This is a genomic window from Undibacterium sp. GW821-FHT11B02 (genome assembly GCF_058808955.1).
Window position 1 is genome coordinate 206,239 of sequence record NZ_JBXASD010000006.1, and the last position, 22,200, is coordinate 228,438.

At 50.6% G+C, this 22,200-nt stretch carries 25 protein-coding genes; 5 read left to right on the forward strand and 20 right to left on the reverse strand.

Annotated elements, in window-relative coordinates:
- The first annotated feature begins 137 nt into the window (after window positions 1-137).
- A complete protein-coding gene (gene rpoH, locus AC1RVX_RS14400) occupies window positions 138-1,037 on the forward strand; it encodes an RNA polymerase sigma factor RpoH (RefSeq protein ID WP_493217277.1) in 900 nt (299 codons plus the stop codon).
- Between the two features lie 97 nt (window positions 1,038-1,134).
- Here the strand turns inward: rpoH and AC1RVX_RS14405 are convergent, their stop codons facing one another.
- Genes AC1RVX_RS14405 through AC1RVX_RS14425 form a run of 5 tightly spaced genes read right to left on the reverse strand, consistent with a single transcriptional unit; the run spans window position 1,135 to window position 4,997 of the window.
- The gene (locus tag AC1RVX_RS14405) at window positions 1,135-1,725 is read right to left on the reverse strand and encodes an SCO family protein (RefSeq protein WP_493217278.1); all 591 of its coding nucleotides are present in this window, start codon (window positions 1,723-1,725) and stop codon (window positions 1,135-1,137) included.
- Window positions 1,722-2,606: a heme o synthase gene (gene cyoE / locus AC1RVX_RS14410; protein ID WP_493217279.1), complete on the reverse strand. Its 885-nt coding sequence runs from the start codon at window positions 2,604-2,606 to the stop codon at window positions 1,722-1,724. The genes AC1RVX_RS14405 and cyoE overlap by 4 nt, the downstream gene beginning before the upstream one ends.
- A complete protein-coding gene (locus tag AC1RVX_RS14415) occupies window positions 2,603-3,688 on the reverse strand; it encodes a COX15/CtaA family protein (protein ID WP_493217280.1) in 1,086 nt (361 codons plus the stop codon). Before AC1RVX_RS14415 ends, cyoE begins: the two co-directional genes overlap by 4 nt.
- Window positions 3,689-3,691: 3 nt before the next feature.
- Window positions 3,692-4,288 carry an SCO family protein gene (locus AC1RVX_RS14420; protein WP_493217281.1) on the reverse strand — a complete coding sequence of 199 codons (597 nt, stop codon included), beginning with the start codon at window positions 4,286-4,288 and terminating at the stop codon, window positions 3,692-3,694.
- Window positions 4,281-4,997: an SURF1 family protein gene (locus AC1RVX_RS14425; protein WP_493217282.1), complete on the reverse strand. Its 717-nt coding sequence runs from the start codon at window positions 4,995-4,997 to the stop codon at window positions 4,281-4,283. The genes AC1RVX_RS14420 and AC1RVX_RS14425 overlap by 8 nt, the downstream gene beginning before the upstream one ends.
- Window positions 4,998-5,057: 60 nt before the next feature.
- Here AC1RVX_RS14425 and AC1RVX_RS14430 point away from each other — a divergent pair, with 60 nt between their 5' ends.
- Window positions 5,058-5,258, forward strand: a complete 201-nt coding sequence (locus AC1RVX_RS14430; RefSeq protein ID WP_493217283.1) for a twin transmembrane helix small protein — start codon at window positions 5,058-5,060, stop codon at window positions 5,256-5,258.
- Between the two features lie 136 nt (window positions 5,259-5,394).
- On the opposite strand, the gene AC1RVX_RS14435 is transcribed toward AC1RVX_RS14430, so the two are convergent.
- The 7 genes from AC1RVX_RS14435 to AC1RVX_RS14465 form a co-directional block, all read right to left on the reverse strand.
- A complete protein-coding gene (locus tag AC1RVX_RS14435; RefSeq protein ID WP_493217284.1) occupies window positions 5,395-6,255 on the reverse strand; it encodes a cytochrome c oxidase subunit 3 in 861 nt (286 codons plus the stop codon).
- Between the two features lie 39 nt (window positions 6,256-6,294).
- Window positions 6,295-6,510, reverse strand: a complete 216-nt coding sequence (locus AC1RVX_RS14440) for a DUF2970 domain-containing protein (protein ID WP_493217285.1) — start codon at window positions 6,508-6,510, stop codon at window positions 6,295-6,297.
- On the reverse strand, window positions 6,507-7,091 hold the full coding sequence (locus AC1RVX_RS14445; RefSeq protein ID WP_493217286.1) for a cytochrome c oxidase assembly protein: 585 nt from the start codon (window positions 7,089-7,091) through the stop codon (window positions 6,507-6,509). The genes AC1RVX_RS14440 and AC1RVX_RS14445 overlap by 4 nt, the downstream gene beginning before the upstream one ends.
- A gap of 12 nt (window positions 7,092-7,103) precedes the next feature.
- Window positions 7,104-7,211, reverse strand: coding sequence for a cytochrome oxidase small assembly protein (locus tag AC1RVX_RS14450; RefSeq protein ID WP_493217287.1), 108 nt, complete (start codon window positions 7,209-7,211; stop codon window positions 7,104-7,106).
- A gap of 49 nt (window positions 7,212-7,260) precedes the next feature.
- Window positions 7,261-8,856, reverse strand: coding sequence for a cytochrome c oxidase subunit I (ctaD, locus tag AC1RVX_RS14455; RefSeq protein ID WP_493217288.1), 1,596 nt, complete (start codon window positions 8,854-8,856; stop codon window positions 7,261-7,263).
- Window positions 8,857-8,880: 24 nt separating this feature from the next.
- Window positions 8,881-10,068: a cytochrome c oxidase subunit II gene (gene coxB, locus AC1RVX_RS14460; protein ID WP_493217289.1), complete on the reverse strand. Its 1,188-nt coding sequence runs from the start codon at window positions 10,066-10,068 to the stop codon at window positions 8,881-8,883.
- 220 nt (window positions 10,069-10,288) lie between these two features.
- The gene (locus AC1RVX_RS14465) at window positions 10,289-11,203 is read right to left on the reverse strand and encodes a methyltransferase domain-containing protein (protein ID WP_493217290.1); all 915 of its coding nucleotides are present in this window, start codon (window positions 11,201-11,203) and stop codon (window positions 10,289-10,291) included.
- 94 nt (window positions 11,204-11,297) lie between these two features.
- Here AC1RVX_RS14465 and AC1RVX_RS14470 point away from each other — a divergent pair, with 94 nt between their 5' ends.
- The 3 genes from AC1RVX_RS14470 to AC1RVX_RS14480 all read left to right on the forward strand — a co-directional run bounded on the left by AC1RVX_RS14470 (window position 11,298) and on the right by AC1RVX_RS14480 (window position 15,177).
- Entirely contained in the window at window positions 11,298-12,041 is a 744-nt protein-coding gene (locus tag AC1RVX_RS14470) for a phosphoribosyltransferase family protein (protein WP_493217291.1), read from the forward strand.
- Between the two features lie 13 nt (window positions 12,042-12,054).
- Entirely contained in the window at window positions 12,055-12,525 is a 471-nt protein-coding gene (gene trmL / locus AC1RVX_RS14475; RefSeq protein WP_493217292.1) for a tRNA (uridine(34)/cytosine(34)/5-carboxymethylaminomethyluridine(34)-2'-O)-methyltransferase TrmL, read from the forward strand.
- 177 nt (window positions 12,526-12,702) lie between these two features.
- Window positions 12,703-15,177, forward strand: a complete 2,475-nt coding sequence (locus tag AC1RVX_RS14480; protein ID WP_493217293.1) for a sensor domain-containing protein — start codon at window positions 12,703-12,705, stop codon at window positions 15,175-15,177.
- 98 nt (window positions 15,178-15,275) lie between these two features.
- On the opposite strand, the gene rfaE2 is transcribed toward AC1RVX_RS14480, so the two are convergent.
- The 8 genes from rfaE2 to AC1RVX_RS14520 all read right to left on the reverse strand — a co-directional run bounded on the left by rfaE2 (window position 15,276) and on the right by AC1RVX_RS14520 (window position 22,166).
- Complete coding sequence (rfaE2, locus tag AC1RVX_RS14485) at window positions 15,276-15,755, reverse strand: D-glycero-beta-D-manno-heptose 1-phosphate adenylyltransferase (protein ID WP_493217294.1); 480 nt, start codon at window positions 15,753-15,755, stop codon at window positions 15,276-15,278.
- Window positions 15,756-16,006: 251 nt separating this feature from the next.
- Window positions 16,007-16,870: a ferritin-like domain-containing protein gene (locus AC1RVX_RS14490; protein ID WP_493217295.1), complete on the reverse strand. Its 864-nt coding sequence runs from the start codon at window positions 16,868-16,870 to the stop codon at window positions 16,007-16,009.
- A 122-nt stretch (window positions 16,871-16,992) separates the two neighbouring features.
- Entirely contained in the window at window positions 16,993-17,925 is a 933-nt protein-coding gene (locus AC1RVX_RS14495; protein ID WP_493217296.1) for a CysB family HTH-type transcriptional regulator, read from the reverse strand.
- A gap of 11 nt (window positions 17,926-17,936) precedes the next feature.
- Window positions 17,937-18,998: a sulfate/molybdate ABC transporter ATP-binding protein gene (locus AC1RVX_RS14500; protein ID WP_493217297.1), complete on the reverse strand. Its 1,062-nt coding sequence runs from the start codon at window positions 18,996-18,998 to the stop codon at window positions 17,937-17,939.
- A gap of 21 nt (window positions 18,999-19,019) precedes the next feature.
- Window positions 19,020-19,913: a sulfate ABC transporter permease subunit CysW gene (cysW, locus tag AC1RVX_RS14505; RefSeq protein WP_493217298.1), complete on the reverse strand. Its 894-nt coding sequence runs from the start codon at window positions 19,911-19,913 to the stop codon at window positions 19,020-19,022.
- Window positions 19,913-20,767: a sulfate ABC transporter permease subunit CysT gene (gene cysT, locus AC1RVX_RS14510; RefSeq protein WP_493217299.1), complete on the reverse strand. Its 855-nt coding sequence runs from the start codon at window positions 20,765-20,767 to the stop codon at window positions 19,913-19,915. The genes cysW and cysT overlap by 1 nt, the downstream gene beginning before the upstream one ends.
- 305 nt (window positions 20,768-21,072) lie before the next feature.
- A complete protein-coding gene (locus AC1RVX_RS14515; protein WP_493217300.1) occupies window positions 21,073-21,918 on the reverse strand; it encodes an EAL domain-containing protein in 846 nt (281 codons plus the stop codon).
- Between the two features lie 32 nt (window positions 21,919-21,950).
- Entirely contained in the window at window positions 21,951-22,166 is a 216-nt protein-coding gene (locus AC1RVX_RS14520) for a TOBE domain-containing protein (protein ID WP_493217301.1), read from the reverse strand.
- Between the last annotated feature and the right edge of the window lie 34 nt (window positions 22,167-22,200).

Genomic DNA, 22,200 nt, shown 5'->3' on the forward strand with positions numbered 1-22,200 from the left:
AGTTTTTTGATAGATTTTTTTGATGTAATTCATAGGATCACAGTATTAGCACTCTTCGCAAGAGAGTGCTAATATAAGAACTTGAAAGAGCCAAATTGGGTAATTCATACTCAGAATGGCAGCAATGAGGAGGAAAAATGGCAACAACTACGACACAATTAGTCCCCGCTACTGACAGCACCGCATTGGCCTTGGGCTTTAGCGGCACGCTGGGAAATATTGATGCCTATATCTCGGCAGTCAATCGCCTGCCCATGCTTACGCATGAGGAAGAGATTGATTATGCAAGAAAATTGCGTAACGACAATGATCTCGCAGCAGCGCAACAACTGGTTATGTCGCATCTGCGCCTGGTTGTCTCGATTGCACGCGGCTACCTCGGCTATGGTCTGCCCCACGCTGATCTGATTCAGGAGGGTAATATCGGCCTGATGAAAGCCGTCAAGCGTTTCGACCCTGATCAAGGTGTGCGTCTGGTGTCCTATGCCATGCATTGGATCAAGGCTGAGATGCATGAATACATCCTGAAAAACTGGCGTTTGGTCAAAGTGGCAACAACCAAAGCACAACGCAAGTTGTTCTTTAACCTGCGTAGCCACAAAGAAGGCCTGGACGCGATGACACCCAAGCAAATTGATGCCCTGGCATCAACGCTGGATGTCAAACGCGAAGAAGTCATTGAAATGGAAATGCGCTTGTCTGGACATGATATTGCCCTGGATGCGCCTACCGACGACGATGATGAAAAATTTGCTCCTATCGCCTATCTGAAAACAGAGTCAGACGAGCCTACCCGTGTTCTGGAAACACGTCAGTATGATCGCCTGCAAAGCGAAGGTCTGGAATCTGCACTGGCCAAGCTGGATGACCGTTCACGTCACATCATTGAAGCACGCTGGTTGAAAAATGATGACGGTACCGGTGCTACTTTGCATGAGCTGGCGGATGAATATGGCGTATCTGCCGAACGCATACGTCAGATCGAAAGTGCGGCACTGAAGAAAATGAAAGGCAGTCTCGCCAGTTTCACTTCCTGAAACTCCGGCACTGCATGAAAAAGGCACTCAATTGAGTGCCTTTTTTAATTTTTGCGTCTGATTTTGTGTCGATTTTTCTATGCTGCTGTCGACCTGATCATTGCAGCAACATCTTCAAATCATGAACAATCGGCTCTGGCCCCTGTCCATGCCGCAGGAACAGGCGAATACGGCCTTCGGGATCAAATACATAGCTGCCTGCTGTGTGATCCATGGTATAGCTGCCAGGCGTTTTGCCTTCAACCTTTTGATAAAACACCTTGAAGTCCTTGGCAACTTTGGCGGTAGCGGCAGCATCGCCATATAAGCCGAGGAAGCTGGGATCAAAATTCGGTACATAATTGGCCAGCAACGCCTGGGTATCCCTTTCCGGGTCTATCGTCACAAACAGGACCTGCACTTTTTGCGCCAGCGGCCCTAGACCTTTCATGACATTCGCCATTTCCACCATGGTAGTCGGGCAAACATCCGGGCACTGGGTATAACCGAAGAAAATCACGACTGCCTTGCCACGGAAATCCGCCAAGGTACGTGGTTTACCGTTGTGGTCGGTCAGGGCAAAGTCCCTGGCGTAATCGAGTCCGGTCAAATCGGTATTGATAAACTTTTCTGCCGGTTTCTGGCAGGCCAGCAGGGACACCGCAAGCAAGGCGACCGCCAAGCCCTTGAATAGATTGGATATCTTCATAGCTTGATGTAGTGGTCAATCAGCAAAGCTGCAAACAACAAAGACAAGTAAATGATGGAAAAGGCAAACGTCTTGCGTGCAAGCACATCGTCATAATGTTTGTAGATACGCCATGCATACCACAAGAAAATTGTACCCAGTATCACTGCACTGACCAGATAGATCATGCCACTCATGTGTACTGCATAAGGCAGCATGGTGGTGGCGAACAGGACAATGGTATACAGCCAGATATGGAAACGCGTAAATTCCAGGCCATGGGTGATCGGCAACATCGGCAAACCCGAGCGCGCGTAATCATCGCGGCGATACATCGCCAGCGCCCAGAAATGTGGTGGCGTCCAAACAAAGATAATCAGGACCAGCAACCAGGCCTGCATGGGTACATCGTTGGCAACAGCGGCCCAACCCAATGCCGGTGGCATGGCCCCAGACAGGCCACCGATGACGATATTTTGTGGCGTCGCTGGTTTCAGGATAATGGTATACACCACGGCATAGCCGACAAAGGTGACAAAGGTCAGCCACATCGTCAGCGGATTGACCATGGTGAACAGTATCCACATACCCATGCCGCCAATAACGCCAGAAAATACCAGTGTCTGGAGAACGCTGATTTCCCCCTGGGCTGTCGCACGACGCGCGGTTCTTGCCATGCGCGAATCAATTTCTTTTTCCACCAGGCAATTAACTGCAAAGGCGGCTCCGGCCAGCAGCCAGATACCGATTGTGGCAGCAACGACTATGCGCCAGTCGGGCAAGTCCGGCGTTGCCAGAAACATGCCTATCACGGCACAAAACACGGCAAGCTGGGTGACACGGGGCTTGGTCAAAGCCCAGTACTGAGCTAAGCGGTTGGAGGACAAACTTAAAGTGGTCATGATCTATCTTTGGCAGCGGCAAGGCTCACATGCCTTATGCGGTAGTTTAACATGGTAAGCAATAGCACAAGGGTCGCTGCGCCACCATTGTGCAAAACTGCCAGTAACAGCGGCCAGGAAAAAAAGACGGTGGACACACCGATCACGAACTGGGCAACAATCGCCAAGAGGATGTTCCTGCCCAAGGTTTCCAGGCCAGGGGTTTGGAGGGTTTTCCAGCCAACCCACAGGCAAACGGCCACCACCAGCAAGGCAAAATTACGATGCCCCCATTGTATCGCTACCAGGGCATTGAAAGGAAGATAGTCGCCACTCACGGTTTGCCCCAATTGTCGCCACAGGCTGAAACCGTGTTCAAAGTCCATGGCTGGCACCGCTTGACCATTACATAAAGGATAATCATGACAAGCCAAAGCAGCATAGTTGGTACTTACCCAGCCTCCCAGGGCAATTTGCATGAAGAGCAGTAGCAAAGCCAGACTGGCTGGCCAGAGCAGACGGCGGGCATCTGCCTGTTGCAACGCATCGCCCTGACGGCTTTGTTGTTCCAGACTGGCACTGAGCAATGCCAACAAGCCCATGCCAAGAATCAAGTGAGTAGTCACTATGACAGGCTGGAGCTTCAGGGTTACCGTCCATGCACCGAAGGCTCCCTGCAGGCAGACAAAGAAAAACAGGAAAGTGGATAACCAGGGAGCTGCATTCAATTGTCTTCTACGGACCCAGGCAATCGCCATTTGTGCCACGATCAGTACACCCACGCTCATGGCCAGGTAGCGATGAACCATTTCTATCCAGGCTTTTTGCAAGGTCACCGGTCCGGTAGGCATGGCAATTTCTGCTGCCTTGATAGCCGCATGAGATTGCAGGGGATTGGCCTGACCATAGCAACCCGGCCAGTCTGGGCAGCCAAGGCCGGAATCGGTCAGCCGCGTAAAGGCACCAAACATGATGAGTTCAAAGGTCAGCGCCACCGTAACCGCGATCAGTTTGCGGTACTTGTTCTTTTCCCGGGAAAAAATGACAAGGGTCAGCGGTATGACCGCTACCATCAAACCCGTCAATGCAAGTTGCAACCACATACGTCACCCTATCGCGGAAGCACGCAATAATTTGCCGAGGTCTTTTTTGATCTTGTTCGGGTCAGCATCTTTGGGGAAGCGCATCATCAGGTTACCAATAGGATCAATCATATAGATATGGTCGCTGATCTGCGTGCCACTATCTGTCGGCAACCAGGACTTGAGCACCGCCGGATCCACCTTCAACATGCGAGCACCGTCGTATTGGCGTATCAATGTGGTATCGATGGCAACATCATCCGTAATCAGCCAGACACGCTCTATCCTGTCCATTTCCTTGCCCTGAGCTACACGCAATTGACGGATGTCATACATTTTCTTTTGGCATGCTTCGGCACAGGCACCGCTGTCCACTTGCAGCATGATCCACTTGCCTTTGTAGGCTTCCAGCCCGACCACGGGATCAGTTGCAGAAGCCCCCAGAGGATGGCCGGCTATTTTCGGCATGGGATAATTGCGTGGGTCAAGTATGATGCCGTAATTGGTGCGACCACTGGGCTTGATGACATAGTAAGCCAAATAGGAAAAAATCATGGGAGCAGCACAAACCGCCAGCACCAGCAATAATTTCCAGCGACCACCAGAAGTTTTTTTATCCATTTTTTCCACGACGAAATCCAGTAACAACAAAAAATACAAAAGCCATCAGGGCCAGCGCATACCACTGAAAGGCGTAGCCCCTGTGTTTATCTGCACCAGCGGAAGGTAAAGGCCAGTCTCGTGACAAGTTATCCTGGGTCGCCGTGGTTTGTTCCAGCACGAAGGGGTAGAAATCCCATCCGGTTCGCTGCGCCAATGCTTCCAACTCCAGATTCTGCATAATACTGCCCGGTTTGACTTCTTCTGGCTGCCCAAGTTGCATGACACGATCAAGCTTGTCTCTGACTATGCCTTCCAGAACCAGCTCACCTGTTGGTGCGGGCATGGCTGACACATGCAGGCGGTCACGCGCATCGCGTTGCTGCCAGCCTCTGGCTACCAACACATAACGATTGCTGCCTGCCAACTTGAAAGGCGTCAATACGTACAGCCCAGCCTTGCCTTGCAAAGGACGGTTATCCAGGTAGATGGCCCATTCACTAATGAACTGACCACGCAACTGTAGCTTACGAAACGCCAGTATTTCACTTGATGGGGTAGTAGTCGTTAAAGCCAGTACCGGCAAACGCTGGCGATCAGCCAACTGTCCAGCGATCAATTCTTTTTCCTGCGCACGCCTGGTCTGCCATTGTGCCAATACGATTCCCAGACTGACGAGCAGCAGGCAAACAATAAAGGGAAGCAGACGAAAACGGAAGGAAATAGGCATTCGGGTCTTAAGGTATTACAATGAGAGCATCAATCTAACCAGCTCGAACAATAGCTCAGTATGAAAATTCTTGTCGCCATCGCGTTTTTCCTCATCATATTCAGCCTGGGATCAGCGCTGGTGTATCTGATGAAGGACAAAGGGAAGAGCAATCGCACCGTCAAAGCATTGGCATTTCGTGTTGGATTTTCCATCAGCCTGTTTTTGCTGATCTTGCTGGCCAATCATTATGGCCTGATACAGCCAACCGGCATCAGATGAGTCTGACTATAAAACCCCTGATCAGTTAATCCACGAATTGGACTAATTACTGCCCGTCAAGTGTTTTATATATATGTAAAAAAGCCGCACGATCTGTGCGGCTTTTTTTACGCCACGCTAGGTAGCTAACAAACACTTACAGCCAGTATACAACAACGTAGAGGCCGAGCCAGACCACGTCAACAAAGTGCCAGTACCAAGCCGCACCTTCGAATGCGAAATGGTGTTCCGGAGTGAAATGACCCTTCATCACACGATACAGTACGACGGACAACATGATCGCGCCCATGGTCACATGGAAGCCATGGAAACCAGTCAGCATGAAGAATGTGGAACCATAGATGCCGGAAGTCAGTTTCAGGTTCAGTTCATGATAAGCATGGATGTATTCATATGCCTGAAAGCCCATGAACACTGCACCCAGCAACACCGTGGCAAATAACCAGAATGCAGTTTTCGCACGATGACCTTCACGCAAGGCGTGGTGAGCAATCGTCAGTGTCACACCAGAAGTCAGCAACAATGCCGTATTGATGGTCGGGATAGGGAAAGGGCCCATGGTTTTGAAAGCCTCAATCGTGCCAGCTGGACCAGTATTACCCCAGTTGGCGGCGAAGTCAGGCCACAATACCTTATGATCCAGATCAGCCAGCCAGGGCATACTGATACTGCGCGCATAAAACAGAGCACCAAAGAAAGCCGCAAAGAACATCACTTCAGAGAAGATGAACCAGCTCATGCTCCAGCGGAAGGATACATCAATACGTGCACTGTATTTACCGCCTTCGGATTCGGCAATCGCGTCACCAAACCAGTTGTACAACACCACCAGGGTCAGAATGATACCTGCGAAGTTCAGGTAAGAACCCCAGGCCTGACCATTTACCCAGGCAGAAGCACCAAGCATGGTCAGCAATAAGGAGCAGCCACCAAGCACTGGCCACTTGGATGGGCCAGGCACAAAATAATATGGCGCTTTAGCGTGTTGAGAACTCATTTCCATCTCCCGATGCAATTTAATGTACTACTTGAATTGTTATTTCGCGACAACGTGCTTCACGATCATGATCAGCGTTCCAATAAAAATCAACGCGCCTATGATGCCTGCAATTATCACGTGAACAGGATTCAACTGCGCTGCATCCTGCTCATAATCATTTTTCTTGCGTATCCCTAAAAACGACCAGAATACGGCTTTCATTGTTGCCAGAAACGAAGCCTTACGTTTGCTGGCCTCTTTCAAATCAGTCATGTCTTACCCTGCCCTTCACCCGCTACCACTTGCGGTTTGCCACCCACTTCAAAGAAAGTGTAAGACAAGGTAATCGTCTTTACATCCTTGGGCAAGGCCGGGTCTATATAAAACACTACAGGCATTTGCCGCGCTTCATTCGGTCCCAGCGTTTGCTGCTTGAAGCAAAAACATTCCATTTTCTTGAAGTAGCTGCTTGCCTGCTGCGGTGCATAGCTTGGTATCGCCTGCGCATCCATTTTATAAGCCTGCTTATTGACTACTTCGTAGACGACTTGCGTCATCTCACCAGGATGCACTTTCATGCTTGCCACAGTGGGTCGAAACCGCCATGGACCTTGCGTATTCGCATCAAACTCTACGGTAACTTCACGACTTCTGTCGATCTGGGAATTCGATATTTCTTTTACCGAAATATCCTTGGGAGTCAGAATATTAACCCCTGTCAATTCACAAATCTGCTTGTAAATCGGTACCAGCGCATAACCGAAACCAAACATCAGGACTGCAATGACAAGCAACTTGCCCAGCATCTTTGCATTCAGCTTGCGCTTGCCACCTGAACCGGATTCTTGCAACATACAACTATCCTATCAGCGTAGCCAGGTCTGTTTAATGATGACCCCGGCAAAAAATACCAACGCCACGGAAAACAAAATAATTGCTGTTTTCAAGTTATTCGGTTTCTTTTGATTACTCATTTTTTGTCTTGCTCCGGTACGACCGGAGCAAGCCTAAGCCATACAACTATTATTTAAATTCTGGTGGTTCTTCAAACGTATGGAAAGGCGCAGGACTAGGCACTGTCCATTCCAGGCCTTCAGCACCATCCCATGGTTTCGCAGGTGCAGGCTGGCCACCTTTGATGGAAGGAATAACCACTGCCAGAATAAAGTACACCTGCATCAAACCAAAACCAAACGCACCGATAGTTGCAAGCTGATTGAAATCAGTGAACTGTGCAGGGTAATCAGCATAACGACGTGGCATACCAGCCAGACCCAGGAAGTGCATAGGGAAGAAAGTCACGTTGAACAAAATCAGCGAGCCCCAGAAGTGGATCTTGCCGCGCAGTTCGTTGTACATGAAACCTGTCCACTTTGGACTCCAGTAGTAATAACCGGCGAACAATGCAAACAGAGAACCCGCCACCAACACATAATGAAAGTGGGCAACTACGTAGTAGGTATCTTGCAACTGGATATCAATCGGAGTCACCGCCAGGATCAGGCCTGTAAAACCACCCATGGTGAACACGAAGATAAAGCCGACAGCAAACAACATAGGTGTCTCGAAAGTCATCGAGCCTTTCCACATTGTGGCGACCCAGTTAAACACTTTCACGCCGGTAGGTACCGAAATCAGCATGGTGGCATACATGAAGAACAACTGTGCCGTGACTGGCATACCGGTTGTGAACATGTGATGCGCCCAAACGATGAAAGACAGAATCGCGATGGATGCGGTTGCATACACCATCGATGCATAACCAAACAAAGGCTTGCGGGCAAACGCCGGAACGATTTGGGAAACAATACCGAATGCCGGCAAAATCATGATGTACACCTCTGGATGTCCGAAGAACCAGAAAATGTGTTGATACATGACTGGGTCACCGCCGCCAGCAGCATTAAAGAACGAGGTACCGAAATGACGATCAGTCAAAGTCATGGTGATCGCACCAGCCAGAACCGGCATCACAGCGATCAGCAGGTAAGCAGTAATCAACCAGGTCCAGCAGAACATCGGCATCTTCATCAATGTCATGCCAGGAGCGCGCATGTTCAGGATGGTAGTGATGATGTTGATCGAACCCATGATGGAAGATGCACCCATGATGTGGACAGCGAAAATCGCCATATCCATACCAGGGCCCATTTGCGTGGACAATGGTGCGTACAGGGTCCAGCCAGCAGCAGTTGCGCCACCGGGTACCCAGAAGGAACCCATCAACAACAGAGCTGCTGGAGGCATCAACCAGAACGAGAAATTGTTCATACGGGCAAACGCCATATCGGATGCGCCGATTTGCAGTGGAATCATCCAGTTAGCAAAGCCAACGAAAGCCGGCATGATCGCACCGAACACCATGACCAGACCGTGCATGGTGGTCAGTTGGTTGAAAAACTCTGGTTGCATCAATTGCAAACCAGGCTGGAACAATTCGCTGCGGATAGCCAGCGCCATCACTCCGCCAGCCAGCAACATCGTGAAAGCGAACCACAGATAGAGGCTACCGATATCTTTATGGTTGGTTGCAAACAACCAGCGCTGCCAACCATGGGGATGGTCATGCGCGTGGTCGTGAGAGTGATCGTGAGCGTGATCAGCTGTAGTAGTGCTCATCTTTTCTCCTGTTCTTCCTGTTTATTACTTACGCGCAGCCAAAACTTCAGCCGGTTGGATGATGTTTTGTTCCGCTTTATTGGACCAGCTATTGCGCGTGTAAGTAATTACAGCTGCAATTTCAGTGTCTGACAAAGTCGCCTTCCAGGATGGCATGCCATTTTTACCGTTCAACACGATGCCGGCCTGGACTTCTTTTGGCCCTGCGACCACAGCAGAACCATCCAACGCAGGGAATGCACCTGGCACACCCTTACCAGTTGCCTGATGGCAGGCTACGCAGTTTGCTGTATAGACTTTTTCGCCGCGCTGTTTCAGTTCATCAATAGTCCAGACTTTGCTTGGATCATCCGCCTTGGCAGCCATTTCCTTTTTCTTGACGTCTACCCATTTTTTGTAATCGTCATCAGAAACCACTTTCACCACGATAGGCATGAAAGCATGTTCCTTACCACACAATTCCACACACTGACCACGGTAAGTACCGATTTTCTCGGCCTTGAACCAGGTATCACGCACAAAACCAGGGATCGCATCTTGCTTGACACCAAAAGCTGGAATAGTCCAGGAGTGAATTACGTCATTAGCAGTAGTGATGATGCGGACTTTTTTATTCACTGGCACGATCACTTCGTTATCGACTTCCAGCAGATAGTTGTCACCGCGTTTTTCAGTTGGCTCCACACCTGGGGCACCAACTTGAGTGCGGGGAGTAGACAGGGTAGACAGGAAAGATATGCCTTCGCCCTCACCTTTCAGATAGTCATAACCCCATTTCCACTGCATGCCAGTGGCTTTAATGGTGATGTCGGCATTCGACGTGTCTTTCATTGCCACTACCGTTTTGGTTGCAGGCAAAGCCATGACGATAACGATAATGAATGGGACGATAGTCCATGCAATTTCAACTGCCGTGCTTTCATGGAAAGTGGCAGCCTTGTGACCAACAGATTTGCGATGCTTCAAAATGGAGTAGAACATCACTCCGAAAACTGCAACAAAAATCACCAGACAGATAACCAGCATCAGGTTATGAATGGAATAAATTTGCTCTGCAATTTGTGTGACAGGTGGCTGCAGATTTAACTGCTTTACTGCCGGACCGCCCTGACTATCAACAGCCGGACCATTCACCACCGCCCAAGACGACAGACTTGCCGCCAACAGCGAAGCACCCAGCATGAACGACTTTAATCGCTTAGCATGTTTCATGAATTTCCCCAAAACCCGATTAGAATTCTTTTAACAGAGCGCCAGGGACACAGATTCAAAAATCACAAATGCGTACCGGCAACTTCCACAACTGCGAGAGTATAAGGCGTAAAGCACGGTGATATCAAGCAGAATACATAATGCTCAGCCATGATCTGGCTCAAATGTCACAAAGATTTGTACTGGGAAATCTCTCTTTCTGCCTATTTCTTGATGTGAATTAAAAGCCCTTTTTGTGCGGATCAAAACGTACAATGGCTTCGCCTGCAGCCGTTTTTCTGGATACGGGGCGGAATGCATGACCATATACAATTTCGAAACTCAACTCTAACTGTCCCTGTGCATTGCGCTGTTTTTCCAGATTAGCCAACAATTTGCGGTGAGCAGAGCGGCCAAATAAACCCTGGCGGCGCGTCATCAAAGGGTTGCCGCCAATAGCACGAACATCCTGCAACAGTTTTTCTGCGTTGGCATAGGTTAACGTTATTTTCTCCATGTCCATGACTGGCGTGGAGAATCCGGCATTGACCAGCATGTCACCAAAATCATGCATATCAACAAAAGGTATGGTGTGTGGCAACTCATCGACACCGGTAAAAGCCTGACGTAACTCAATCAGGGTATCCGGGCCAAAGCAGGAAAACATCAGCAAGCCCTCCGTACGCAATACCCGGCGCCATTCGGCAAATACCAGATCGGGCTGCGGATGCCAATGCAAGGCCAGATTCGACCAAATCAAGTCCATGGACGCATTCGCCAATGGTAAACGGGCAAAGTCAGCGCATAGTAGTTGCTGGGCGGCATCTGGTCGCAATACCCCCGGTACCCACTTCGCCAACAAACGACCTAACACCGACATAGTAGCTTGTTGTTTTTGCAATCCCGCTTGCAGCATTGGTAAAGAAGCATCAACACCGTAAGCAATTGCACCTAGATAACTTTTTTGCAACTCAGCCACATCATCGGTTTCACCGCAGCCGGCATCCAGCAGGCTTTGTGGCTGGATTTTCACCAATTCCAGTTTTTCCCGCATGCGGCTGGCGATTTCACGTCGCAAGAAGGCGGATGGCCGGATTTTTTCCGGTTGAGCAAACAGGCGGCGAACCAGTTGCAAGTCTATGGGTGCACTCAACATAAGCAAATAATGATTTTAACAACACTGAAGATGCGATAAGCTGGCAGTTTACACGCTTGCTCACACGCTTGCCTCCCTCATCACAGATAAAGTCATGCAAGGCTTACCCGCTACCCTGTTGCGCCACCTGAAAAATAGTTTCAACGCACTGTTACCCGGCAGTTGCGCCTTGTGCCAGCAACAGGCCGACATGGCAGTCTGTGCAGCCTGTCGCCATGCCTATCTTGAGCGCCGCCAGGAGCGCTGCCTGCAATGCGCCCTGCCCTTGCCAGCCAACGCCGCCAGTCCGCGTTGTGGTGATTGTCTACGCAATCCACCCGCTTTTGACATGACAATAGCTGTCTGTGACTATGCAGCCCCACAAGATCAACTGGTGCTGGCGCTCAAATTTGGACATCAGTTAGCGCTCGCTCCGTGGTTTGCCGCCATGCTGAGGGATAGTATCCTGCATCGGCCTGCTTTTGAATTGCCACATTACCTATGCGCCGTCCCACTGGGCGCGCAAAGACTGGCCGAGCGCGGCTTCAATCAGGCACTGGAAATTGCCCGACCGTTATCACAGCAACTGGGTGTGCCCTTGCACACAACACTTTTACATCGAAGCCGTGAAACAGCAAGGCAAAGCAGCCTGCCAACCGACGCCCGTGCCCACAATATCAGGCAAGCCTTCAGCATTGATGAGCGCGAGTTACATACGGTAAAGGACTTGCACATCGGTATCATCGACGACGTGATGACCACTGGCATGACCATGCATGAAATCGCTACAATGCTAAAACGTTTTGGTGCGGCCAAAGTCAGCACCTATATATTCGCCCGCACCCTTCCCTATACTTAATGAAGGAAATACCTTGTTTCATGTCGTCCTGGTTGAACCGGAAATACCGCCAAATACTGGCAATATCATACGTCTGTGCGCCAACACCGGAGTGCAACTGCACCTGATCGAACCTTTGGGTTTTCCACTGGACGACAGCAAGATGAAGCGTGCCGGTCTGGATTACCATGACTATGCCACCATGAAAGTACATAAAAACTGGGATGCCTTCCTGACTGCGGAACAACCAGACCGGCAACGCATGTTTGCGATGACAACACATGGTTCCACCCCCTTTGCCAACCTGGCTTTTCAGCCAGGGGATTATTTTGTATTTGGTGCTGAAACACGCGGTCTGGCACCAACATTGCGAGAATCATTCCCGCCAGGTCAGCGCATTCGTGTGCCGATGCGGCCAAACAACCGTAGTCTGAATTTGTCAAACACGGTGGCAGTAGTAGTCTACGAAGCATGGCGACAAAATGGTTTTGCTGGTGGTGCCTAAGAGTTGCACACAGGGCAAGCAATAAATTGCGCAATTACCACGCTTACCAAGGAAATTTGTCTGTTTTCCTGGAAAATCCTTTAGCATTCATAAATCGCATATCAACTTATTAGTGTGTAACAAGATCAAAACATCAGCCCTGATTCGTGTCGCAACTTGGAAAGCCAAGGCAAGAAAGTGAAAAACTCTGACAGGGAGCAATTTGGAGACGATATTTCTGAACTGCAGCATCTGATTGATGCACTGCCAGTGTGCATTTCTTATGTCGACAAAGAATATCGTTACCAATTCATCAATGCCGTCTATGTAGACTGGTTCGGCATCGCAAAATCCGAGATAGTGGGTCGGCATATGGCCGAAGTCATCGGTATGGATGCGTTTTCGCATGTAAAAAACCACGTTGCGCAGGCGCTCAGCGGCCAAACGGTTGCTTATGAGACCACCGTCCCCTATCAGTATGGCGGCAGCAGAGATATCGCCGCAAAAATATTTCCTGTATTCGACAATAAAGGAGATGTGTGTGGTTGCTATGCAATGATCGTCGATATCAGCCAGCACAAACATGACGAAGAACAATTACATGTCAATGAAGAACGCTGGCAGCTTGCGCTGGAAAGTTCTGGTGACGGTGTCTGGGACTGGTATCCGCAAACTGGCGTGGAAATCCTTTCGGATCGCCTGAAAGAGATCTACGGCTACGGCAAAGACGACATTGCCGACCTGTCAGACGAATTGGACCGCCGCACACATCCGGATGACCTGCTACAAATGCGACTTGACCGGCAGGCGCATTTTGACGGACTGACGCCTATCTACATCAATGAGCACCGCGTGCAATGCAAGGATGGGCGCTGGAAGTGGATCTTGACGCGTGGCACGGTCATAGCAAGAGATGCCACGGGCAAACCCACTCGCGTGATTGGTACCCATACTGATATCTCCGAACGCAAACAGGCTGAAGTTGCCTTGCGCGAAAGCGAAGAGCGTCTGCGCATGGCGCTGTCAGCCACCAATCAGGGTCTGTATGACGTGAATGTACAGACTGGTGAAGCCATCGTCAGTGCAGAATATGCAAATATGCTGGGCCATGCTCATCAAGGCTTCGTGGAAAACAGGGAAAACTGGGAAGCCCGTTTACACCCTGAAGATTTCGCGGCAGCTGACCGCGCCTACAGAAATCACGTGGAAGGCCGAACCAAAGAATATCGCGTCGAGTTCAGGCAAAAAAAATCTACAGGGGACTGGAGCTGGATACTTTCGGTCGGTGCCATCGTCGAATGGGATAGTGTCGGTAAGCCATTGCGCATGTTGGGTACGGTGCTCGATATTACGGAAAAGAAAAAGACCGAAGCACTGATCTGGCAGCAGGCAAATATCGATACCTTGACAGGTCTGCCCAACCGCCGCATGTTTTATGACAGGCTGGATCACGACATTAAACTCAGCAAGCGTCACAAATTGTCGCTGGCAGTATTGTTCATTGATCTGGATTTTTTCAAGGAAGTCAACGATACACTGGGGCACGCAACCGGTGATATCCTGCTGGTGGAAGCTGCCCAGCGCTTACGCCACTGCGTCAGGGAAAGCGATACCGTGGCTCGCCTGGGAGGTGATGAATTCACGGTTTCTTTGCCAGAAATGCATAACCACGACAGGGCTGAGATTATTGCACAAAATATTATCCGTGCCATGTCTACCCCGTTCAAGATTGCGGGCGAAGAAATATATCTGTCATCCAGTGTAGGTATCACCATTTACCCACGTGATGCTGACAATCTCGATGACCTGATCAAACATGCCGATCAGGCCATGTATGCAGCCAAAGACCAGGGCCGTAACCGCTTCAGTTATTTCACTCCCAGCTTGCAAACCGCAGCGTTGACGCGCCTGCGCATAACCAACGACTTGCGAGCTGCAATTGCAGAGCAGCATCTGCAAGTCTACTTTCAACCCATCATTGATCTGGACACTGGGCGCATACAAAAGGCCGAGGCGCTGGTACGCTGGCGGCATGCACAACAAGGCTTCATCAGCCCCATGGAATTCATACCAATTGCTGAAACCAGTGGACTTATCCTGGCGATTGGTGATCTGGTGTTTCGCGAATCAGTCAAATGGGTAAAGAAATGGCGTCAGGATTATCACTCTGACTTCCAGATCAGCGTCAACCAGTCCCCAATGGAATTCCAGGGTGATCAGGAACGCTATGTGAACTGGATACGGCATCTGGCAGACCAAAACCTGCCGGGTCAGGCCATCATCGTGGAAATTACCGAAGGTTTGTTGCTGGATGCCAGCCATAAAATCACCAGCAAACTGTTGCAGTTCCGCGATGCGGGTGTTCAGGTGGCGCTGGATGATTTTGGCACCGGCTATTCTTCATTGTCTTACCTGAAGAAATTCGACATCGATTACCTGAAGATAGATCAGTCCTTCATCCGTAATCTGGCACAGGATTCCAGCGATATCGCGCTGTCCGAAGCCATCATCATGATGGCACACAAGCTGGGCCTGAAAGTCGTCGCAGAAGGTGTGGAAACAGAACAGCAAAGTCAGTTGCTGAAACAGGCTGCCTGTGATTTTGCGCAAGGCTATCTGTTTGCCAAACCCCTGCCACCAGAAGAATTCGAACTCTTGCTGCAACAACAATAGGACTTACGCAAAATTGTCCCAGCAAGGCGTAGCGACGAAGACAGTACTTTACTGCAACGCAGTTGGGGCGGTTTTGCGTAAGTCCTAAACAAAAAACATCAGCCAGCTGACCTGACTTTGGCCAATAATTTGCTGGTGGAACGGTCATGCTCAAACTCGATCGCAGCAACTTGCCCGCCGTATGCCAGCACTGCCTGGCCTTCGGGTATGGTGCTCATATCGTAATCACCACCTTTGACATAGATATCCGGGTGGGCTGCCAACACCGCTTGCAAGGCCGTATCTTCATCAAATTCAACGACCAGGCTGACCGCTTCCAGCGCGGCCAGCACTGCCATGCGGTCTTCGCAAGTATTGACAGGCCGGTCATCCCCTTTGCCCAGACGCTTGACCGAAGCATCGGTATTCACTGCCACAATCAACGACGCCCCCAGCGCCCGTGCATCTGCCAGGTAACTGACGTGCCCACGATGCAGGATATCAAACACCCCATTGGTCATGATCACCGGTTTCGGCAACGCAAGCACACGCTCAGCCAATGCATTGCGTGTAGTAAGTTTTTTTTCGAATTCTGGCATGCTGAGTTATGGGTGATTGACGAAAAAGACCTCTCAACACAGAGGCACAGAGACACGGAGGAGCACAGAGAAAACCTTAAGTAGCGGAACGAGACTGCGTTTTGCACTTGTTCTACAAATGTTCTCCCTTGTTTTTCTCTGTGCCCTCTGTGCCACCTCTGTGTCTCTGTGTTGAGCGGTCTTGAATTTATAAACAAAAACGCCGCTGGTATCAGCGGCGATTGTACCTGCTTGCAGTCAGCCGACCAAACTTATGCTGCGCTTGGCAAAATACCAGGCATGACAACCAGACGTTGTGCCACTTCTTTGCGATAACGATTCAGGTCTTGCACGGTTTCAAATGTGCGTTCAAACAGCAACGACATATTGTGCAGGATGCGGTCCACGACTTTCTTTTCCCACACACCGTCAAACTTGATCTGGCCATCCAGCCAGCGTTCCAGCCAGTCAGGGTCTGGCAGGCGCGACTGTATGGTGTCGTTGGGGAACAACGCCTGGTTCACATGCAGGTTGGTAGGGTGCAAAGGCTTTTCTGTACGTCTGGCCGATGCCATCAGGACACCGATTTTGGAAAATGCTGCACGTGCCACGTCGCCAACTTCAGCCAGGGATTTTTTCATGTAGCGCAAATAGGCACCACCATGTCTTGCCTCATCCTGGCTGATGATTTTGTAGATATGTTTGATCACCGGCTCAGTATGCCAGTCAGACGCGCAGCGATACCAGTGATTCAAACGTATCTCACCACAGAAATGCAGCATCAGCGTTTCCAGTGGTGGTGCCGGGTCAAACTCGAAACGTACATTGTCGAGTTCTTTTTCTGTCGGTACCAGTTCGGGATGAAAGCGGCGCAGATATTCCATCAACACCAGCGAGTGTTTTTGTTCTTCAAAAAACCAGATCGACATGAAAGCACAAAAATCACTGTCACCACGGTTGTCACGCAAGAACATTTCTGTCGCAGGCAGGGCAGACCATTCAGTGATGGCATTCATCTTGATGGTTTGTGCCTGCTCTGGCGTCAGCTTGCTGGCGTCATATTTATCCCAGGGGATATCTGACTCCATATTCCAGCGCACTTGCTCTAAAGACTTGAATAACTCAGGGTAAAGCATGGTGAACCTCTGATAAAAATAGCAAAAATTAGAATCTTTTACCCAATTTTACCAGAGAGATGTGACGGCTTCACGACAAGCGTGAATTCCCCAACAAATAGCTTTGCGGCAAGTTTCCTTGTTCAACTGATTTCATTTTCGCTGATGGCCTGTCTTACTTCTTCGCGGTCCAGATTGGGGGCAAACTGTTGTATGAATTCAAAGGTGTAACTGCGCAGGTAAGCCCCACGCCGTACTGCCAGCCGGGTTACGTTCGGCGCAAACAGGTGACTGGCTTCGATGGTCCGGAGTCCATGCGCATGCTGTACTTCTATCGCCATCGAAGCAACCAGCCCGACGCCCAGACCCAATGCCACATATTGCTGGATCACATCAGAGTCCATGGCTGTCAACACGATATCGGTACGTAGCCCAGCCAGACGGAAGGCGTCATCGATATGACCACGACCGGTAAACCCTACGTCATAGGTAATCAGCGGATAATTCGACAGGTCTTCCAGCGTCAGCACGTCCTTGTTCAGCAAGGGATGATTTTCAGGAACTACCACCACGTGATTCCATTCATAGCAGGCGAAAGATGCCAGATCCTTGAACTGTGACAGACCTTCCGTAGCGATACCAATATCTGCCTTGCCAGACAAGACCCATTCGGCGATGTGTTCCGGTGAACTTTGCTGCAAGGCGATGCGTACATCCGGGAAAGCCTGGCGGAAACCCTGCACCACTTTCGGCAACACATAGCGGGCCTGGGTATGGGTAGTAGCGATGGTCAGCGTGCCTTTGGTCTGGTCTGAATAATCTTCACCCGCCTGGCGCAGGTTTTCTGCTTCCAGCAACAGACGTTCTATGATAGGCAGGATGTCGCGGCCTGGTTCGGTCAAGCCAGTCAGGCGCTTGCCATTGCGTTCAAAAATGTCGACGCCCAGTTCTTCTTCCAGTTCACGAATCTGGCGGCTAACGCCAGGCTGTGAAGTAAACAAGACATTGGCGACTTCCGTCAGGTTATAACCACGGCGCGAAGCTTCACGGATGGAGCGTAATTGTTGGAAATTCATGATTTACCTTATTATGCGTCGACAAACACGTGCAGACGCTTGGGGCGCACTACCAATGCTTCACCGACTTTGAGTTTCAGTTGTTCATAGCGGTCTGTGGAAATCATGGCTTCCACCAGTTCACCGTTGTCATCCCGTTCCAGTTCCAGTTGCGCCAGCGGACCTATGCCGTGGACGCGACGCAATTGCACGACCAGCCCGGCAGCACCCGGGGAATAACGGTCAATTTCCAGCTCATGCGGTCGCACATAACCGGTGCCGAAGGCATCCCGCGTGTCGGCATGACCCGGCGCTTCAAACGGTACGCCATCGGCATCCAGTATGCCTTCATGGATACGGCCGCGGAACAGGTTCACATTACCAAGGAAGCCATACACGAAAGGTGTAGCCGGATGATGATAGACCTCAGCCGGTGCGCCCACCTGCTCTACTTTTCCATGGTTCATGAGTACGATTTTGTCGGCCACTTCCAGCGCTTCTTCCTGATCATGGGTGACGAAGATACTGGTCACATGCAATTCATCATGCAGGCGACGCAGCCAACGACGCAATTCCTTGCGGACCTTGGCATCCAGCGCGCCGAAAGGCTCGTCCAACAACAGCACGCGTGGTTCCACTGCCAGCGCACGCGCCAGCGCAATACGTTGACGCTGGCCGCCGGACAATTGCGGTGGATAGCGATCAGCCAGCCAGTCAAGCTGCACCAGCTCCAGCAGCTTGGTGACTTTTTCCTTGATCTCGCTTTCCTTCGGGCGTAGATGACGCGGTTTGACACGCAGGCCGAAGGCGATGTTTTCAAAGATCGTCATATGCTTGAACAGCGCATAATGCTGGAATACGAAACCCACCTGGCGCTCACGCACATGCTGGGCCGAAGCATCCTGGCCATCCAGCAAAACCTGGCCGCTATCAGCATATTCCAGACCAGCGATAATGCGCAGCAAAGTGGTTTTTCCACAGCCTGATGGTCCCAACAAGGCCGTCAGTTCGCCATTCGGAAAATCCAGCGATACCTTGTCCAACGCAGTGAAATTGCCAAAGCGTTTTTGTAATTGATTAACAGCGATACTCACGGTGAACTCCCTTATTTCTCTTTATTCCTGGGGCAGCTGGCGGTTTTCATTAGTGCGCCACTCGACTAATGATTTGAGTGCCAGCGTCAGTAAAGCCAGCAAAGTCAACAGCGAAGCGACCGCAAAGGCAGCAGTGAAGTTGTACTCGTTATATAAAATCTCGACTTGCAACGGCATGGTATTGGTCTCACCACGGATGTGGCCAGACACCACCGACACCGCTCCAAATTCACCCATGGCACGGGCATTACACAAGATCACGCCATACAGCAGACCCCATTTGATATTCGGCAGGGTCACATACCAGAAAGTTTTCCAGCCGGATGCCCCGAGTACCAGAGCAGCCTCTTCCTCTTCACTACCTTGTGCCTGCATCAGTGGAATCAGTTCTCGTGCAACAAAGGGGAAAGTGACAAAGATCGTCGCCAGCACGATGCCAGGCACGGCAAACAGAATCTTGATTTCATGATCCCTTAACCATTCACCAAACCAGCCCTGGGCGCCGAACAGCAACACATAAATCAAACCGGAAATAACAGGCGATACCGAAAACGGTAAATCAATCAGTGTCAGCAAAACATTCTTGCCACGGAATTCAAATTTGGCGATGGTCCAGGCCGCAGCCACGCCAAACACCAGATTCAGCGGGACGGCTATGCCCGCTGCGATCAGGGTCAGCTTGATGGCCGACAAAGCATCGGGCTCGACGATCGCTGCCAGATACACTTGCCAGCCTTTTTTCAGTGCTTCGGCAAACACGGCTGCCAGCGGCACGAACAGGAACAGCGTCAGGAAAGCCAGCGCCGTCACCGATAAACCGACGCGTACCCACAAAGCTTCTATGGTGGCAGCGGGGGTGATGACGGGTTCATGCCTGCGTGCTGCCACGGGTGCATTGATGGTGATGGCAGTCATTATTCTCTCCCTGCGTTTTGTCGGCTGCGGGTCCATGCCTGCAAGGCATTAATCGACAACAACAGACTGAAGGACAGCGCCAGCATGACCACCGCAATCGCGGTTGCACCGGCATAATCGTATTGTTCGAGTTTGGTAATCATGAACAGAGGTGTGATTTCAGAAACCATGGGCATATTGCCGGCGATGAAAATGACAGAACCATATTCACCGGTAGCACGGGCAAATGCCAGCGCAAACCCGGTCAGCAAGGCTGGCAAAATGCTGGGGAAGATAACCCGGGCAAAGGTCTGGAAATGGCTGGCACCCAGACTGACGGCAGCTTCTTCCAGTTCTTTTTCAGCCTCTTCCAGCACTGGCTGCACGGTACGTACGACAAAAGGCAGACCAATGAAAGTCAGGGCAACCAGTACCCCCAGCGGCGTGTAAGCCACCTTGATAGCCAGCGGTGTCAGCAATTTGCCTATCCAGCCGTTCGGTGCATACAGGGTTGCCAGGGTGATACCAGCCACGGCTGTCGGTAGGGCAAACGGTAAATCAACCAGCGCATCCACCAGTCTTTTGCCTGGAAATTTATAGCGGACCAGGACCCAGGCAACAATGCCACCAAAGAACACATTGATCAGCGCACCCAGCAAGGACGCGCCGAAAGTCAGCCTGTAGGAAGCGATGACGCGGTCGGACGTAACGGTATTCCAGAACGCCTCCCAGGTCATGGTAAAGGTCTTAAGAAATACCGCCGACAGCGGTATCAGGACGATCAGCCCCAGATAAAACAGGGTAAATCCCAGGGAAAGATGAAACCCCGGGAGGACACGTCTGACTTGCGGATTGTTGCCAAAAAACCTTGCCATATGCAGCCTTTATTACGAATGCGACTATTGATGAGTAATATTGGCAGCATTTGGTTATATAGAAAACGAATTTTTTCTTATTCCTAAATTTGTTTTCCGCATATAGAGCAGGTAAATTCGGCTTTTTATTAGGACTTACGCAAAATCGCCCCAACTGCGTTGCAGCTCCTCTCCTAGGAGCCGCGTACTGTTCGTACTGTCTTCGTCGCTACACCTTGCTGGGACGATTTTGCGTAAGTCCTATTTATTTTACTTTTCCCTATTTTTGATAACAATGAAACAATTAATCGGTGGCGCAATAAAAATCATGCAAATTTAACAGTATCTTCAAACAACACTGTTTGCTGGTGTTCTGCCCGGCTCAGCAAGCTGGCTTTCGGCAAGTCAAACAGGAAACCTTGCACCAGATACGGACTGGCGGCCTGATTGCCCTCCCGCAAGGCCTGCAAGCGTTTTTGATTTTCGATGCGTCGGAAAATCACATGACAATTGCCACGGTCAGCCTGTTCCAGCAAACGAACCTGTGCTTGCGCATCAACGGCCAGACTGATATCGACCTTGATCGAATCGGGCCGTACGCGGTCCAGTAAATCTGCGGCCTGCTCCAGGCTGGCGGCATGCAGGCCGATACGGAAGCCATTGCGGCGGTAATTTTCTGCCACATGGGTCAATACCCAGCGCTGACTGGGCGTAATCTGGGGTAATTGCAAGATGACATGGTGATGCGGTAACTCCAGCACATCCAGAATGCGGCGAAACGCCATACCGTGATTTCCTTCCACCGCTGCCAGCAAGCGACTGTGCACACTCAGGTACAGATCTAACTGCGCGCTTTCAGGCTGGCGGTAGAAGTTCAGGGTATGCAGCAGACGGCACAGCCGATCCAATTCGACCGATTCATCATCGTTGGCTGCGTTTTCCAACAACTTCCAGATATTCAGTCCCTGGTCGTCGCTGGCATAACTGCGTGCATAGGCTTCATAGGCCACGACACGTCCATCATCTCCCGAGCGTATCGCCTGGAAGGCGCTGGTCAGGGTGGAATTGAAATAACGCCCACGGGCACGCCCCTGCTCATCCAGCCAGAGGTTGGTGGTGGCCAGCGTACTTTGCAGGCGACTCAGATAGTTTTGCAATGCGGGATAGTGCATGCAGACCTCACATTTCAATGACAGTGGTATTTCTATAATTTTGCAATCGACACTTCTGTTGCCTTGACCAGTGCCACTACTTCAGACCCAATGACCAGGTTCAGGTCCTTGATGGAGCGGGTAGTGATTACCGAAGTCACGATACCTGCAGGCGTCTCTACATCCACCTCAGAGACAACTGGTCCCTCGATGATGGCTTTGATTTTTCCGCGAAATTGATTGCGGACGTTAATGGCTTGTATGCTCATGATGCTTCCTTTAAAAATTTTAAATATAAAACTG

Bases quoted from the DNA above. Each gene is read 5' to 3' on its own strand.
- AC1RVX_RS14445 (WP_493217286.1), bottom strand. From the start codon at position 7,091: ATGTTGCAAGAATCCGGTTCAGGTGGCAAGCGCAAGCTGAATGCAAAG.
- AC1RVX_RS14435 (WP_493217284.1), bottom strand. From the start codon at position 6,255: ATGAGTTCTCAACACGCTAAAGCGCCATATTATTTTGTGCCTGGCCCA.
- cysT (WP_493217299.1), bottom strand. From the start codon at position 20,767: ATGGCAAGGTTTTTTGGCAACAATCCGCAAGTCAGACGTGTCCTCCCG.
- AC1RVX_RS14470 (WP_493217291.1), top strand. From the start codon at position 11,298: ATGCAAGGCTTACCCGCTACCCTGTTGCGCCACCTGAAAAATAGTTTC.
- coxB (WP_493217289.1), bottom strand. From the start codon at position 10,068: ATGAAACATGCTAAGCGATTAAAGTCGTTCATGCTGGGTGCTTCGCTG.
- AC1RVX_RS14415 (WP_493217280.1), bottom strand. From the start codon at position 3,688: ATGTGGTTGCAACTTGCATTGACGGGTTTGATGGTAGCGGTCATACCG.
- AC1RVX_RS14450 (WP_493217287.1), bottom strand. From the start codon at position 7,211: ATGAGTAATCAAAAGAAACCGAATAACTTGAAAACAGCAATTATTTTG.
- rpoH (WP_493217277.1), top strand. From the start codon at position 138: ATGGCAACAACTACGACACAATTAGTCCCCGCTACTGACAGCACCGCA.
- AC1RVX_RS14420 (WP_493217281.1), bottom strand. From the start codon at position 4,288: ATGGATAAAAAAACTTCTGGTGGTCGCTGGAAATTATTGCTGGTGCTG.
- AC1RVX_RS14490 (WP_493217295.1), bottom strand. From the start codon at position 16,870: ATGCTTTACCCTGAGTTATTCAAGTCTTTAGAGCAAGTGCGCTGGAAT.
- cyoE (WP_493217279.1), bottom strand. From the start codon at position 2,606: ATGACCACTTTAAGTTTGTCCTCCAACCGCTTAGCTCAGTACTGGGCT.
- AC1RVX_RS14520 (WP_493217301.1), bottom strand. From the start codon at position 22,166: ATGAGCATACAAGCCATTAACGTCCGCAATCAATTTCGCGGAAAAATC.
- AC1RVX_RS14425 (WP_493217282.1), bottom strand. From the start codon at position 4,997: ATGCCTATTTCCTTCCGTTTTCGTCTGCTTCCCTTTATTGTTTGCCTG.
- cysW (WP_493217298.1), bottom strand. From the start codon at position 19,913: ATGACTGCCATCACCATCAATGCACCCGTGGCAGCACGCAGGCATGAA.
- AC1RVX_RS14430 (WP_493217283.1), top strand. From the start codon at position 5,058: ATGAAAATTCTTGTCGCCATCGCGTTTTTCCTCATCATATTCAGCCTG.
- AC1RVX_RS14515 (WP_493217300.1), bottom strand. From the start codon at position 21,918: ATGCACTATCCCGCATTGCAAAACTATCTGAGTCGCCTGCAAAGTACG.
- AC1RVX_RS14495 (WP_493217296.1), bottom strand. From the start codon at position 17,925: ATGAATTTCCAACAATTACGCTCCATCCGTGAAGCTTCGCGCCGTGGT.
- AC1RVX_RS14465 (WP_493217290.1), bottom strand. From the start codon at position 11,203: ATGTTGAGTGCACCCATAGACTTGCAACTGGTTCGCCGCCTGTTTGCT.
- AC1RVX_RS14405 (WP_493217278.1), bottom strand. From the start codon at position 1,725: ATGAAGATATCCAATCTATTCAAGGGCTTGGCGGTCGCCTTGCTTGCG.
- ctaD (WP_493217288.1), bottom strand. From the start codon at position 8,856: ATGAGCACTACTACAGCTGATCACGCTCACGATCACTCTCACGACCAC.
- AC1RVX_RS14440 (WP_493217285.1), bottom strand. From the start codon at position 6,510: ATGACTGATTTGAAAGAGGCCAGCAAACGTAAGGCTTCGTTTCTGGCA.
- rfaE2 (WP_493217294.1), bottom strand. From the start codon at position 15,755: ATGCCAGAATTCGAAAAAAAACTTACTACACGCAATGCATTGGCTGAG.